Consider the following 13,776-nt stretch of genomic DNA (forward strand, 5'->3'; position numbering starts at 1 on the left):
CCTACCGGGGACGGCAAACCGAAAGTCTCCTGGTTTCACGGTACTCCTCGGCCGACGACGGCCGGGATTCCACGATCATCGGGGCACTCACCGTCACCGCCGCATACGCGTAGAAGAACAAGGTCGAGCTGTGCTTCCTCCCCCACCCACCACCACCGCAGCCGCCCCGCGACAAACCCAGGCACTGCACCGCTACCTGCGTCGGCGCAATACCAACGCCCGCCACCACGACGTACTCCCCCCACCGCAAGGAACGCGCTGACCAACCGCGGACCGCAGCCCCGCGCCGAAGGCGGCAACCGCGCGTGCCGCGCAGACCCAGGGGTGGCAAGTGCGAGAGGGCAGGCCGGTAACCGGTGCACCAAATTACGGCGTCGGCGGGCGCGCGCGTGCCGTCGGCCCAGGCGACGCCGTCACGGTCGATGCGGGCGAACATGGGCGACGCTTTGAGCCGCCCGGCCTCCCGTGTCGGTGCGGCCCTCGCCGAGGGCACGGCGTCGGGCGGTGGCCGCGTCGAACAGGGCGCGGCCGTCGATGTCGTCGGCAAGGTACCGGGGCGGACGCTGGGTCACCCAGGTCAGTTCGGTGTCGTGGGCGAGGTCGGAGCGCGATCTTCGTCGTCGACCGTCACACCGGTACCGTCCACCACGCGAAGACGGGGCCGCTCAGACCGACCATGGCATCACGCTGATCGTCTACCTGAGCCTACGCAAGCGCCTCGGAGCCTCTGCGACGCCGGAACACCGATAGCGGGCAGCGCAGCATCCACCCCCTCGGCCCGCCTTGCTGCCGATACTCGACAAAACCTCGGTCCACGCACACACCAAGTCACCGATGTCCAGCAACAGCCCCCGGACCTGCCGGAGCAGAACGCGCAGGACCACAACACCCGCGACGCTTCCGAGCCCCATCCCGATCCACCACATCGGCCGCCTCCTCGCCCAGAACCCCAGGCTGCCTGCGGCGAAGATCGAAGTCTGTACCCAAAGAGACGCTTTTTGTGATCTTGGCATCCTCGGTTAGGAGTGTGCACACGCAAGTCACCGTGGCAGCAGTGCTCCCCCGCCAGGCATTCCTCATCGCCAAGTGCCCAGCGGCCCTCCGCGAAGCAGCGCCGACCAGCCTCGTGCCCACAGCGTGCCCATACGACCGGACAACAACGGTAAACAGCGGCGCGGAACAGGTAGCCGAAAGCCCGCTCCAGAATACGTAGCCGCAGGTGAGAGGTGGTCTCACCCGTGAAGCGCCCTCGCTTCCCAAGCTGAGAGCGCGAGTTCGATTCTCGTCACCCGCTCCACGAAGAAGGCCCAGGTCAGAGAACCGGGCCTTTCTGCTGTTCAGGGCGATCACTCGCGCGTGCCAGATCCGTGCCAGCACGCTCCCCGTCGGAGTGCCGGCAGATCAGCGCCGCCTTCTCGGACGACTGTCCGGCGCGGACCATGGTGCCTTGAGGGTGGCCCCGGACCGGGTGGGGAGCGTGTGCCCGGTGTGCCGGAGGTCGTGGAACCGGAAGCCCCCGGGAGTGCCGACGACCTCCCGCGCCCGCCACCACTTCCGCCCGAAGGTGCTGCGCCGGAAGCCGTGCCTCTTCTCCCTCACGGAGACCAACCCGTCCGGCCCCGACTCCAGGTGCCATCGGAGCTCCCGGTGGAGGAACGCGGGAAGAATCACAGTCCGGGTCCGGGTCCCACGCCCTTCGGACACCTCGACCGCCACCGACCAGTACGGAGGCCGGTATCGATCAGGTCCGTCGTGGGGTCAAGCGGCGCGTTCGAGCTCCTGGAAGGTCTCGCGTGCCGTGGCCAGGAACGCCGGAACGCTGGGCCGCAGCTCCGCGCGGCGCAGCCAGGTCATCGTGACCTGGGTCTGCGAGGCGCCGCCCGTCAGGGGTACCGCAGCCACCTCGCCGCGAGCGGCCGGTCCGGCCACCGCGATCTCGGGCAGCAGCGCGCAGCCCATGCCCGCGGACGCGCATCGGCACAGAGCGGCCATGCTCGCGACCTGGGTGTCGATGACGGGCGCGTCGGGTCCCAGCGTGTGGATCAGCGTGTCGAGCATGTCCCGGAAGCCGCATCCCTGCGGAGTGGCGAGGAACGACTCGCCGCGCAGGTCATGGCCGACGACCCTGGTGTAGGACGCGAGTCGGTGGTCGATGGGCGCGACCACCAACAGCCGGTCGGTGGCGAGGGGCTCGCTCGCCAGGAGCTTGTCCTGGGGCGCCTGGCCGAAGGTGAGCGCGACGTCGATCTCGCCGCGCCGGACCCAATCGTAGAGCTGGCCGCGGCCGCCCTCGCGCAGCGTGACCTGGACGCGTGGGCAGCGCCGGCGGTAGCGGGCGAGGATGGCGGGCAGCCGGTGTGCGCACAGGGTCTCCAGGCCGCCAATGGTCAACTGGCCGCCGGGCTCTTCGGCTTCGTCCGCCACGGCGGTGCGCGCTTCCTGGACGAGCAGGAGCATCCGGTCGGCGTATTCGACCAGCCGTTCACCGGCCGGAGTCAACGACAGCTTGCGGTGGGTGCGGTCGAAAAGCTTGGCGGCGAGCTCGTTCTCCAGGGCCTGGATCTGTTCGGTGACGCTGGATTGAGCGTAGTTCAGCTCCGCGGCGGCCCGCGTGAAGTTGAGGGTGCGCGCCACGGTCCGGAACGTCCGCAGGTGGCGCAGTTCCACAGCTCCCGCCCTTCTGATCGGCTCTGCCGATGGTCGTCATCGGAAGCGCCCGCTTCTGCAACCGGGTACGCACTGCAAGGATTTCAGGCATCGCCTCCTGCCTACAACCGGTCCAGGCGCTGTCTCATGCTGCCGTTATGCGGCTTTTATGCAAATACCCTCGTATTCCCTGGGAAGGACGGCCATGTCCAGCCAGTCAGCCAGTCCCCCGAACCTCTCCCGGCAGTCTCCCGGAGCCCCGCCCGGCACATCCCCCACCGGATCGAAAGGGCTTCTTCTGCTGGGGCTGTCGCTGGGTTACTTCATGGTGATGCTGGACACCACGGTGGTCACGGTGGCACTGCCCGCCATCGGAGAGGACCTGTCAGGCTCGCTCAGCGGACTGCAGTGGGTCTCCAACGGATACACGCTCACCTTCGCGGCTCTGCTGCTCACCGCCGGTGCGCTCTCCGACCGCTACGGTGGCCGGAAGGTCTTCCTGGCCGGCCTGTGGCTGTTCGCTGTCACCTCCGGTCTTTCGGCGATGGCCACGTCCATGGGCGCGCTGATCGCCCTGCGGGCCCTGCTCGGTGTGGCGGGGGCTCTGCTCCTGCCCACGTCTCTGGCGATCATCGCGCATGCCTACACCGATCCGGCGGCCCGGGCACGGGCCATGGGCGGCTGGGCCGCGATCAGCGGCACCGCGCTGGCTGCGGGACCCATGGTCGGCGGTGTCCTCACCGACACGCTCGGGTGGCAGTCCATCTTCCTGCTCAACATCCCGGTCGGACTCATCGGCATCGCCACCACAATGCAGTACGCCCCCGTCAGCATCCCCAAGCCCGCCAAGGGAGTCGACCTGCCGGGGCAGATCAGCGCCGTCCTCGCCCTCGCCGGCCTGACGTACGCGCTCGTCGAGAGCCGGCCCAAGGGCTGGGGCTCGACCGAAGTGCAGGGCGGATTCGCGGTGTTCGCGGTGGCCGGGTCGCTGTTCCTGCTCGCCGAGCGCCGCAAGGAGACCGCGGCCCACGCGCCGATGGTGCCGTTGCGGATGTTCCGCAACCGGACGTTGTCCGCATGTCTGTTCGCCGGACTCCTGGTCAACTTCGGGCTCTCGGGGGTCCTGTTCGTCCTGTCCCTCTTCTTCCAGGAGGCGCACGGTTACTCGGCCTTCACCGCGGGCCTCGCCTTCCTGCCGCTCACCCTGCCGACGGCCTTCAACCCGATCTTCACCGGCCGTCTCGTGGCCAGGATCGGCGCCCGCAAGCCCGCCATCGCCGGTTTTCTGATGATGGGCGTCGGCGTCCTGATCCAGTCCGTCTCCACAGGGGACTCCACCGCCTCGCTCGTCGCGATGTGCGTCGGCCTGCTGATCCTGGGATTCGGCGTGTCCTACTCCATTCCACCGCTGATGACGGCGGTCGTGGGGTCGGTGACCAAGGAACAGGCGGGTATCGCCTCAGGCACGCTGAACTCCGCGCGCCAGACCGGTGCGGTCCTGGGCGTGGCGGTCCTGGGCGCGGTGATCGGCGGTGCGTCGTCGGTCACCGACGGCACCCGGGTCGCGCTCGCGGTGGCCGGCCTCGTCCTGCTCGCCGGAGCGGGTGTGGTGGCTGCGTACATCGGTCGCCCCGCGAAGGACGGCGCCTGACGGGACGGGTGGAAGGAGCCGGTCGGCCGGAAGATGCCGGCCGGCGGGCAAGTGGTCCGCTCACCTTCCGCCCAGGACCAGGGCGTGAAGGGGTCGGCAGTCAGGTCGAGGTGATGGGGGGTCCTGAAACCTTCAGCCATCGGTTCGGGACGAAGAAGCGCGCGGCCGGCGCTGGCAGGTCTCACTCTTGGCCATCGACGAAGCCCGGCCGTCGGTTGGGTCCCGGGCTGTTCCCGGGCCGCCCCCAGACAGAACCGGGGATGCAGCCGCACTACAGAGCTGGGCACCTCGGATGCCGACCGCGCGTCCGTGACCCTAGCCGTAGCCACTGACAACGGCCTGCTCCCGAAAGCCGATGACCCATGAACCCGTACTCTGAGCGAATGACGCGGTTGATCCTCGCAGCAGGCGGAGGGGGTGACGCAGTCGCCGCCACCATGCTGCACGCCGCCCGCTACGGCGACGAGGACCAGGCGGTGATCCTCACGTTCGCATGGGACCGCCTCCTGATCGCCCCACTCGCGGGACCACGAGAAGCCGACAGGTTCACGGGGCTCGAACCCGTCACTCAGTCCGTCCGGTCGGTGCCGGCCGAGGCACAGCCGATCGCCCCGGCGGGCTCCACGCTTCCCCGACTCGCGGCAGAGCTCCCACACAGGCTGGCTCTGCTCGACCCGCACCACGGCGCCAAAGGCATCACCCGCCAACTCCACGAACCGGTAGCACCGGCATCGATCGATCTGTTGGACGTCGGCGGCGACATCCTCGCCCTGGACGACGAGCCCACGCTCAAGAGTCCGCTTGCCGACGCCCCGACGCCCTCCGCCTGCTGCCAGGTCAACGCCCCAGTCCGGCTCCTGGTCGCAGGCCTCGGGCTGGACGGCGAGGTCTCTCCCGGCGGCCTACGTCCCCTGCTCGGAACCCTCATCCACACCTTCACGGCCGAAAACGCGGAGACGATCGGCAGCATCCTGGAATGGCACTCCTCAGAGTACGACGTGCCTCTTCGGCGAATTGCATGACGAACAGCGATCGGCTCACGTCACCGAGTGCTTCCGTCCCTGGAGAGTTGTCGACACATACGGACTGGGCTGCGCTGGAGCACGCTTACGGAACGGCCTCCGAGGCGCCAGAGATGCTGGCCGCGCTGCTCGACGAAGACCGAAGCACCAGAACCAGGGCGCTTGACTATCTGTACGGCACCCTGCACCACCAAAACACCCTCTACGAGGCGACGGTACCCGCTGCACTGTACGTGTCCGGCATCCTGTCGGATCCGCGAACGACCAGCACCGTCGTCAAGGACCGCCACTCGAGCAATGTTCAAGACCTGTGGATCGGCCTCGGGAGGGGTGCCTCGCGGAATGCGGAGGGCGTACCTTCCCGAGTGATCGACTGATGGTCATCGAGTAGGCCCGCGTTGCAGCGCGGGTCGGGAAGGCACGCCCGTGCTCAGCGTAGTCAACGACGAGGGATCCACCGAGACCGGCTCCTTGATGGACGACATCGTCCGTGAGGGCGCCCGGCGGATGCTCGCCGCCGCCCTGGAAGCCGAAGTCAACCAGTACATAGCCGAGTTGGTCGGTCAACGCGACGAGAACGGCCGCCGCCTGGTGGTCCGCAACGGCCACCACCGCGAACGGACCGTGACCACTGCCGCCGGCCCGGTCCAGGTGCGGGCGCCCCGGGTCAACGACAAGCGTGTCGACACGGAGACGGGCGAGCGCAAGCGGTTCTCGTCGAAGATCCTGGCGCCGTGGTGTCGGAAATCCCCGAAGGTCAGCGAGGTCCTGCCCCTGCTCTACCTGCACGGACTGTCCTCGGGCGACTTCGTGCCCGCGATGGAGCAGTTCCTCGGCTCAGCGGCCGGGCTCTCGCCGGCCACGGTGACCCGGCTGACGAAGCAGTGGCAGGACGACCACGCCGCCTTCCAGGCCCGTGACCTGTCCGGATCCGACTATGTCTACGTGTGGGCCGACGGTGTCCACCCCAAGGTCCGCCTCGGCCAGGTGCACTCCTGCGTCCTGGTCCTCATGGGCGTCCGCCTGGACGGCACCAAGGAACTCATCGCGCTCGCCGAGGGCCTGCGCGAGTCGACCGAGTCGTGGGCGGACCTGCTGCGCGACTGCCGGCGGCGTGGCATGCGCGACCCCGAGCTCGTGGTCGGCGACGGTGCGATGGGCCTGTGGCGGGCGCTGGCAGAGGTGTTTCCGCAGGCCAGACAGCAGAGGTGCTGGGTTCACAAAACCCGCAACGTGATCAACGCCCTGCCGAAGTCGGCTCAGCCCGGCGCCAAGAAGGCCCTGCAGGAGATCTACAACGCCGAGGACCGCGGCCATGCCATGAAGGCGGTCAAGGACTTCGAGCGGTCCTACGTCGCGAAGTGGCCCAAGGCCGTCAAGAAGATCACCGACGACGTCGACGAACTCCTCGCGTTCTACGACTTCCCGGCGGAACACTGGGTGCACCTGCGCACAACAAATCCGATCGAGTCAACCTTCAGCACGGTGAAGCTCCGGACCAAGGTCACCCGCGGAGCAGGCAGCGCGGCCGCCGCCCTGGCGATGGTGTTCAAACTCGCCGAGTCCGCCCAGGCCCGATGGCGTGCGATCACCGCACCCCAACTCGTCGCCCTCGTCCGCGCCGGCGCCCGCTTCGAGAACGGTCACCTCATCGAACGCCCCGAGGCCGCCGCGGCCTGAACAACCCCGCTGATCCACAACTCTTGACAATTACTCCCGCCACTCCTTCCCAGGATGCATGCGCGCAGAGCTGCTGCAGTGGATCGGCTCAGTGGCGAGCGAAGTCACGGACGAGGCCGCAGCCACAAGTCAACAGTACGGATTCCCACTCGGCGACTACGCGCCGGCCGTCGGCATCATCAGGATGCGTCCTCTCCTGTTCTCAAGGACCCTCCCCTACATCACGAACCCTGATCGTCACGTACGTGAGGCAGCTCTGACGGCATGCATCCCGCTCCTCGACGATCCCCAGTTGTCGCACCATCGACCAGCTCTGGCAGCCCCGCTCCGGGAGCAGCTGGGCACCAGTGACCTCTGGCAGCATCGCGAGCGAGCCATCGACGCCCTCGACGCGTGGGGCGAGGACTCCTCCGGTATAGAGCGGCAGCGGAATCCATTCCTGTTCTGTGACTCGGATCCGTCGCCCGACGAGGCATTGGCGTGGTCCGCCGGTTCGGGTTCGAACGAGGGCTACAGCGAGGACCTGCCGTTCTGACGCTGCGGCCTCACCGCGCGCAGGCCCGGCCGGCGCCCGTACCGCGCTCACAGCATGCAGCCGCCTGATACCGGAGAAGGGGTACGTCGTGGCTGGATCGGTCGGCTCTGCGGCTTTGCGGAGCCACTTCGGAGCGAGTTGCGAAGATCGGGCCGACAACAGCCACTGCGGCCAGTCCGCGCTATACGGGCTGGGCCGTGGGCAGGATGGTCAGTTCGCTGATGTTGACGTGTCGGGGAAGAGCGGCGATGAACGCCACGGTCTCGGCGATGTCGGTGCTGCGCAGGCACTCGATGTCGTTGAGCAGACCGGTCATCAGGGCGCCGGCGTCGGGGTCGGTGACGTGGTCCGGCAGTTCGGTGTCGACCATGCCGGGCTCGATGGCGCTCACCCGCACGTTCTTCCGGCCCAGTTCGACGCGGATGAGACGGGTGAGGTGGCTGATGTAGGCCTTGGTGCCCGAGTAGATCGAGAATTTCTCCAGGATGCGGGTCGCCGCGATGGAGGAGGTGTTGATCAAGTCGGCGGGCCTTCCGCGCCCGGCGGCGGCGGTCAGGTGCGGGAGGAAAGCGGCGATCACGTTCATCACTCCCGTGACGTTGAGATCGATCTGCCGCTGCCAGTCCTCCACCTTGAGCTCGTCGATGGCGGAGATCAACTGAACGCCCGCGTTGTTGAACACCAGGTCCGCCGGACCCAGTGTGTCCGCCACCTGGTCGGCGGCCGTACGGACGGCTGCCCGGTCGGTGACGTCGACGGGTAAGTACATGACCTTTCCGCCGGCCGAGGCGACGTCGTCGGCGAGGGCGGAGAGCTTTTCCTCCCGGCGTGCGACGACGGCGACAGCGGCTCCGTGTCCGGCGAGCCCGCGTGCGGTGGCCTCACCCATTCCGCTGGAGGCGCCGGTGACCACGGCCACGCGGCCGTCGAGTGGCCGTCCGGTGAGCAGGGATGTCATGGGAAGGGCTCCCCTTTCTTTCGCGGGGTCGGGGTGATCAGGCGGCGTCGTCGCAGGCGGTGGCGGCGGACTTGTCCTGCCAGGTTGCGAGGTCGTCCTGAAGGCCGCGGATCTTGACCAGCCGGCGTTCGATCGCGTCGCGGCCCAGCGCCAGATGACCGGGGAGCTTGTCCGCGCTGGTGACCTCATGGATCAGGGCGGCGCCCTTGACGGGGTCGCCGAGCTGGGTGTGGTTGGCGGTGTCGATCCAGTCGAGGGTCGCGTGGGCGGGCGTGCCGTCGTAGTCGGGGATGCGCCGGGCCGCGGTCGCCAGGGAACTGGTGTCGAGGAAGTCGGTGCGGAAGACGCCGGGTTCCACGACCATGCTCTGGATCCCGAACGGCTCCAGTTCCACCGCGAGCGCCTCGCTGATGCCGGCCACCGCGAACTTCGAGGCGTTGTACAGGCTCACCCCGGGCTCCCCCTCGAACCCGGAGCGGGAGCCGATGTGCACGATCTTCCCCGCTCCCGCTGCTCGCATGTGGGGCAGGACGGCGCGGGTCATGTTGATCAGTCCGAAGACGTTGAGGTCGAACAGTGAACGCGCCTCGGCGTCCGTGATCTCCTCCAGGGCACCGAGCAGGCCACGGCCCGCGTTGTTGACGAGGACGTCGACCGTGCCGAAACGCTGCACGGCCGTTTCGACGGCGGCCGTGATCTCCTCACTCCGGGTGATGTCGAGGGTGACCCCGAGGACCCGGTCGGACTGCCTCAGGTCGTCCGGCAGCTTCCGCGGGTCCCGGGCGGCGGCCACGACCGTGTCACCGCCCCGGAGCGCGGCTCGGGCGATTTCCAGCCCCAGCCCGCGGGACGCACCGGTGATGAACCACGTCGGCATGGAATGCCTCCATCTCTTCCGGTTCGGACGCTGCCCCGACCGCCCCTCCGGAAGCGGGGCCAGAACAACTCCGAAACGCCAACAAGGTTGGCAGAGTGCCCTCCTGATTCAGGGACAAACTGGGTCACTCTCCCGCCGTCGGCTCTTCGGCGCATCCGCGACCCTGACGACCCACGCCTGGGCCGACGCCCGAGTACCTGGCCTCCGCCGGGAAAAGTTCGCCCGGCCGGCCGGCCGGTGTCAGCGTGGACTACTGCACGCGCCTCGAACAGGGCCGCAGCCACAGCGCCTCAGTGGAAGTGCTCTGCGGGCTCGCCACCCCCTGCATCTGAACACGCGCGAAACCCCCAGGTCACCGACCTGGGGGCTCCTGGTTGTCTGCATGCATCGCGTCCAGTCCGGCACACTCCTGCCCTGCCGCTCGTCGCCGGAGAGCCGATGGGCCGGTGGCGCTACCCCGAGGGCTACGGAACGGATTTCACCGTGCTCCGTCGAGGTGCCGGGCGATCCAGGTGGGCCACCACTGTGGCGTAGAACCGGTGCACGGCTTCATCGACACTGCGGATGAAGCCGGACTCGGCGTTGCCACGGCGGCTGCCCATGCCTTTGAAGAGGGACAGACGGAAACCGGTGATCTGTGTGCCGTTCTTCGGCAGCATGTCCGCCGGCTCCGGGCGCCGGACACGTGGGGGCGCGGTACGGGCGCTTGACACGACCTTCCATCGGGCGCGACCGGGCGACGCCGAGCAGTACGGATGGGACCAGGCGGCGGCCGCTGGACTCATCGCCACCTGCCCCGTCACCGAGCTGGAGTTCTGCTACAGCGCGCGTTCCGCCGCCGACCGCGCACGGGGCATCGAGGACCTCCGCCTGCTCTTCGGCTGGGTGCCGGTCGATGACCGCGCCTACGATCGCGCCTGGCGGGTCCAGGACCTGCTCACCCAGCGCGGAGAGCATCGCAGAGCCGGAGCCGTCGATCTCGTGGTGGCTGCCACGGCCGAGTTGCAGGGCGTGACGCTGCTGCACCGCGACCGGGACTTCGCATCCATCGCCGCCGTCACCGGCCAGGCCCTCCAGGGAGGAAGCCGCGACCGTCGGCCCAGCACCGTAAATCGGGTGCCGACACGCCCTCCGCGTACACCCCGGGCACCCCGGGGACGCAACCGTTCCTGCCGGAACCGGACGTGTACGTGACGGCCGGGGACCCGGTGACCCCGTGCTCATGCTCCCTGTCGCTCGGGCCACACCGACATGGCGAGTTCGGCCACCCGCTCCAGTTGCGCCGCGCTCGCACCGTCCCGCGCCTGTTGCGACATGCCCTGGATGACGGCCGCGAAGTAGACGGCCAGGGCGTGTGGTTCGGCGCCTCCGGGAAGTGACCCCGTCCTCTCGGCGGCGGTCAGCCGCTTCTCGAAGACACGGATGTTCCCCACCCTGCGTTCGCGCAGGTCCTGCTCGACAGTGGCGTTCTGCGGCGAGCAGTTGATCGCGGCCGTGACGACCAGACAGCCCGCCGGGTGGTGGGGATCGGTGTACGTCGCCGCCGCCTCGCGCAGCATTCTGGCGAACCCGGCGCGGGCGTCGCTCTCCTCCTCCAGCGCCCTGCCCATGAAGGAGCCGAAGGTTTCGCCGTAGCGGTCGACGACCTCGGTGAAGAGTGTGCGCTTGTCGCCGAAGGCCGCGTACAGGCTGGGCGGAGAGATCCCCAGGGCCCGGGTCAGGTCGGCGATGGACGTGCCCTCGTAGCCGTGCTCCCAGAACAGCCGCGTGGCCTGCGCGAGCGCCGCCTCACGGTCGAAACCACGCGGCCGTCCCCGCTTCGCCACCGTCATACGAGAATTTTACAGCGATCGCTAAGTATTCCTTGTACCCTCATTCCATAGCCATCGCTACAGAAAGGAAGGCCATGCCTTCACTCATGGGCAGGACGGCTCTGGTGACCGGCGGCAGCCGCGGCATCGGGCGGGCCACCGCGGAGCGGCTCGGCAGGGAGGGCGCCCTCGTGGCCGTGCACTACGGGCGCGACGCCGCTGCCGCCGAAGAGGTGGTGGGGGCGATCCGGGCGGCGGGCGGCGCGGCGTTCGCCGTACGGGCCGAGCTGGGGGCGAGGGGTGATGTGGAGGCCCTGTGGGCCGAGTTCGACCGCCAGGCCGCGGAGCACGGTGACGGCACCGGGCTCGACATCCTGGTGAACAATGCCGGCATCACACGCCGCGGCCAGATCGAGGAGACCACGGCCGAGGCCTTCGACGAGATGTTCGCCGTCAACGTGCGCGCCCCGTTCTTCCTGGTCCAGCAGGGGCTCAAGCGACTGCGGGACGGCGGCCGGATCATCAACATCTCGTCCGGTGCGACGCGTATCGCGCTGACCGAGATCATCGCGTACAGCATGACCAAGGGCGCCGTCGACACTTTCAGCCTCACACTCGCCAAGGCCCTCGGACACCGCGGCATCACCGTCAACTCGGTCGCGCCCGGCATCGTCGACACCGATATGAACGCCTCCTGGCTCCGAGGCAACGACGTCGCCGAGCGGTCCGCCGCGGAGACGTCGGCACTCGGACGCGTGGGCCGCCCCGGTGATATCGCCGACGTCGTGGCCTTCCTCGCCTCGGACGACGCCCGTTGGGTGACGGGGCAGGTCATCGACGCCACAGGGGGTTCGCAGCTCTGAGGGAGCCGCCCGATGCCGTCCCGCTGCGCCGGCGGTCGGAGATCCCTCGGTTGGGTAACCGACCAGTGAGGCGATGGCGCCGTTCCCTACTACGGTAGTGGCGAGGGTGGCGCGAATACGCACGGAGTTCTGCGAAGCGGTCGAACTGTGTGCGGGGAAAGGCGCGCTGGCGGGCGTCCGCCAGCGGGTCTTGTTCTGCGCCTGGCGGCTGCCGTCGTACGTGGCGGCAGCGCCCACCAGGGCGCCCTTCAGTGCCACGCCTCCGACAGACGTCGCGTGACGACCGAGCTGAAGATGCGGACGCCGCGCGTCGAGCCGGGGTCGATGCCGGTGAGTTCCCTCACCCGGCGGAGGCGGTAGTCCAGGGTGCGGGGGTGGACGTTGAGGGCCGCCGCCGTGGCGCCGCGGTGCATGTCGTGGCGGTAGTACGCGTCGAGCGTGACAAGGAGGTCCGGACCGGGCCGCAGGCTCCGGCCCACGGTGCGGAGCCATGCGTCGACGAACGGGGCGTCCGCGAGGGCGAGTTCGACGAACACGTCCGACACGGTGTGCGGCCGCGGCCGGGCGGACGCCCGTCGCAGTGGCGCCGCCCTGCTGATCCGCCGGGCCAGGTCGAGGGCGTCGGCGACCTCCGACAGCGGCGAGGTGGCGGTGCCGGCGGCGCAGGGGCGGCCGAGGGCCTGGGCGAAGTCCCGTACGAAGTCGGTCACGGAGTGCGGCTGTACGAGGTCGGCCGGATCGGGCGGCTCCGTGGACGACTGGGCTCCAGCGGGATGCACGGGAATCAGGGCGATCAGTTCACCGCCCCTGCTCTCGCTGTCCGAGCGCCACATGGTCGGGGCGTGATGGGATTTCACCAGCGTTTCGATCTCGTTTTCCAGGGCGCGATCGCCGACGGGACGGTCCGGTACCCGGATCACCGTGACCGCGCAGTGCTCGGACAGTTCCATGCCCAGTGCCGAAGCGAGTTCCTCCGAAATGGGGTCCCCGTTCAGCAGCGACCTGGCCAGCAGGGCGGCCTGCTCGACATACGGCAGACGGTGGCGCAACGCCGTCACGAATCCCTGACTGTAGGCGCTGATACCGCGTTCTCCCTGCGGGCCGAACCAGTTCATGATGCGCATGAGTTCGTCGACGCCGACGCGGCGCTGGGCTTCGGTGGCTTCGTTGATCTCGCGCAGCATGAGTGAGGTGTGCAGTCGCAGCACCCGCTGCCGTGCCCGGAGTGACATCCCCGCCGCGGCCCGCATCTTGCCCATCGCCGCGATGTAGTCGAGGTCGTCGTCGCTCAGTTCGCGGTTGTCCGGGGACAGTTCGATCGTGCGGCGCCGCAGCCACAACGCGTACTCCAGCGCCTGGGCGCGGGCCCGGGAGTTCGTGTCCAGGAACCCGAACTCCGGGATCTCGCGGGCGTACGCCTCGACCTCCAGGCGCGCGTTGGCCGGCGCCTGTCGGGACAACTCGGCGAAAAGACTCCCCATGTGCGTGAGCATGCCATTACGGCCGAAGCAGCCGACAGGGGGAATCCGGACGGCGTTCATCACTCTGCGCACATCGGAGACGACCGCGTCTGGGGCACTTTGTCACAGTGCGCAAAATCCCTGCATCGGGGCATTCCCATCGCCTGTTCCACTTGTGGGGAACACCGCGAGCTGGCCTTAATAAGAACCGCGTACCAGCCCGTGGGGGAGCACACAGCGATCATTCCGGCCACCACTCCGGATCAGCGCGGG

The 13,776-nt window shown here is 68.8% G+C and carries 10 protein-coding genes and 5 pseudogenes; 7 read left to right on the forward strand and 8 right to left on the reverse strand.

Features of this window, described 5'->3' with window-relative positions; all coding sequences use genetic code 11:
• Positions 1-298: 298 nt before the first annotated feature.
• From AC5L3C_RS17895 to AC5L3C_RS17905, 3 genes and pseudogenes are all read right to left on the reverse strand, one after another.
• A pseudogene (locus tag AC5L3C_RS17895) lies at positions 299-605 on the reverse strand (pyridine nucleotide-disulfide oxidoreductase); the annotation flags it as partial.
• A 707-nt stretch (positions 606-1,312) separates the two neighbouring features.
• Positions 1,313-1,677 (reverse strand): annotated as a pseudogene (locus AC5L3C_RS17900) (site-specific integrase); the annotation flags it as partial.
• A gap of 81 nt (positions 1,678-1,758) precedes the next feature.
• Entirely contained in the window at positions 1,759-2,667 is a 909-nt protein-coding gene (locus tag AC5L3C_RS17905; protein WP_493649860.1) for a LysR family transcriptional regulator, read from the reverse strand.
• A 184-nt stretch (positions 2,668-2,851) separates the two neighbouring features.
• Between AC5L3C_RS17905 and AC5L3C_RS17910 the strand changes: the two genes are divergently transcribed.
• From AC5L3C_RS17910 to AC5L3C_RS17930, 5 genes and pseudogenes are all read left to right on the forward strand, one after another.
• Positions 2,852-4,297, forward strand: a complete 1,446-nt coding sequence (locus AC5L3C_RS17910; protein ID WP_493649861.1) for an MFS transporter — start codon at positions 2,852-2,854, stop codon at positions 4,295-4,297.
• Positions 4,298-4,680: 383 nt separating this feature from the next.
• A pseudogene (locus AC5L3C_RS17915) lies at positions 4,681-5,289 on the forward strand (DUF1152 domain-containing protein); the annotation flags it as partial.
• Positions 5,290-5,432: 143 nt separating this feature from the next.
• Positions 5,433-5,696, forward strand: a complete 264-nt coding sequence (locus tag AC5L3C_RS17920; RefSeq protein WP_493649862.1) for a hypothetical protein — start codon at positions 5,433-5,435, stop codon at positions 5,694-5,696.
• A gap of 49 nt (positions 5,697-5,745) precedes the next feature.
• A complete protein-coding gene (locus AC5L3C_RS17925) occupies positions 5,746-6,999 on the forward strand; it encodes an IS256 family transposase (protein ID WP_493649863.1) in 1,254 nt (417 codons plus the stop codon).
• Positions 7,000-7,057: 58 nt separating this feature from the next.
• Positions 7,058-7,534 (forward strand): hypothetical protein, encoded by a 477-nt coding sequence (locus tag AC5L3C_RS17930; RefSeq protein WP_493649864.1) that lies wholly within the window; start codon positions 7,058-7,060, stop codon positions 7,532-7,534.
• Between the two features lie 181 nt (positions 7,535-7,715).
• On the opposite strand, the gene AC5L3C_RS17935 is transcribed toward AC5L3C_RS17930, so the two are convergent.
• The 3 genes and pseudogenes from AC5L3C_RS17935 to AC5L3C_RS17945 all read right to left on the reverse strand — a co-directional run.
• Positions 7,716-8,492: an SDR family oxidoreductase gene (locus tag AC5L3C_RS17935; protein WP_493649865.1), complete on the reverse strand. Its 777-nt coding sequence runs from the start codon at positions 8,490-8,492 to the stop codon at positions 7,716-7,718.
• Positions 8,493-8,529: 37 nt separating this feature from the next.
• Positions 8,530-9,369 (reverse strand): SDR family NAD(P)-dependent oxidoreductase, encoded by an 840-nt coding sequence (locus AC5L3C_RS17940; RefSeq protein ID WP_493649866.1) that lies wholly within the window; start codon positions 9,367-9,369, stop codon positions 8,530-8,532.
• Between the two features lie 464 nt (positions 9,370-9,833).
• Positions 9,834-10,046: pseudogene (locus AC5L3C_RS17945) on the reverse strand (TerD family protein); the annotation flags it as partial.
• Positions 10,047-10,104: 58 nt separating this feature from the next.
• Between AC5L3C_RS17945 and AC5L3C_RS17950 the strand changes: the two are divergent.
• Positions 10,105-10,446 (forward strand): annotated as a pseudogene (locus AC5L3C_RS17950) (PIN domain nuclease); the annotation flags it as partial.
• Between the two features lie 143 nt (positions 10,447-10,589).
• On the opposite strand, the gene AC5L3C_RS17955 reads toward AC5L3C_RS17950, so the two are convergent.
• Positions 10,590-11,201: a TetR/AcrR family transcriptional regulator gene (locus AC5L3C_RS17955; RefSeq protein WP_493649867.1), complete on the reverse strand. Its 612-nt coding sequence runs from the start codon at positions 11,199-11,201 to the stop codon at positions 10,590-10,592.
• A gap of 74 nt (positions 11,202-11,275) precedes the next feature.
• Here AC5L3C_RS17955 and AC5L3C_RS17960 point away from each other — a divergent pair, with 74 nt between their 5' ends.
• Entirely contained in the window at positions 11,276-12,043 is a 768-nt protein-coding gene (locus tag AC5L3C_RS17960; protein WP_493649868.1) for an SDR family NAD(P)-dependent oxidoreductase, read from the forward strand.
• Between the two features lie 248 nt (positions 12,044-12,291).
• Here AC5L3C_RS17960 and AC5L3C_RS17965 read toward each other — a convergent pair whose 3' ends face one another.
• Positions 12,292-13,524: a PucR family transcriptional regulator gene (locus tag AC5L3C_RS17965; RefSeq protein ID WP_493649869.1), complete on the reverse strand. Its 1,233-nt coding sequence runs from the start codon at positions 13,522-13,524 to the stop codon at positions 12,292-12,294.
• Positions 13,525-13,776: the final 252 nt, after the last annotated feature.

The organism is Streptomyces speibonae (genome assembly GCF_984686075.1).

What these genes read in the sequence shown, in the direction of transcription:
- AC5L3C_RS17910 (WP_493649861.1), top strand. Translation starts at nt 2,852, where the DNA reads ATGTCCAGCCAGTCAGCCAGTCCCCCGAACCTCTCCCGGCAGTCTCCC.
- AC5L3C_RS17920 (WP_493649862.1), top strand. Translation starts at nt 5,433, where the DNA reads ATGCTGGCCGCGCTGCTCGACGAAGACCGAAGCACCAGAACCAGGGCG.
- AC5L3C_RS17930 (WP_493649864.1), top strand. Translation starts at nt 7,058, where the DNA reads ATGCGCGCAGAGCTGCTGCAGTGGATCGGCTCAGTGGCGAGCGAAGTC.
- AC5L3C_RS17935 (WP_493649865.1), bottom strand. Translation starts at nt 8,492, where the DNA reads ATGACATCCCTGCTCACCGGACGGCCACTCGACGGCCGCGTGGCCGTG.
- AC5L3C_RS17940 (WP_493649866.1), bottom strand. Translation starts at nt 9,369, where the DNA reads ATGCCGACGTGGTTCATCACCGGTGCGTCCCGCGGGCTGGGGCTGGAA.
- AC5L3C_RS17955 (WP_493649867.1), bottom strand. Translation starts at nt 11,201, where the DNA reads ATGACGGTGGCGAAGCGGGGACGGCCGCGTGGTTTCGACCGTGAGGCG.
- AC5L3C_RS17960 (WP_493649868.1), top strand. Translation starts at nt 11,276, where the DNA reads ATGCCTTCACTCATGGGCAGGACGGCTCTGGTGACCGGCGGCAGCCGC.
- AC5L3C_RS17965 (WP_493649869.1), bottom strand. Translation starts at nt 13,524, where the DNA reads ATGGGGAGTCTTTTCGCCGAGTTGTCCCGACAGGCGCCGGCCAACGCG.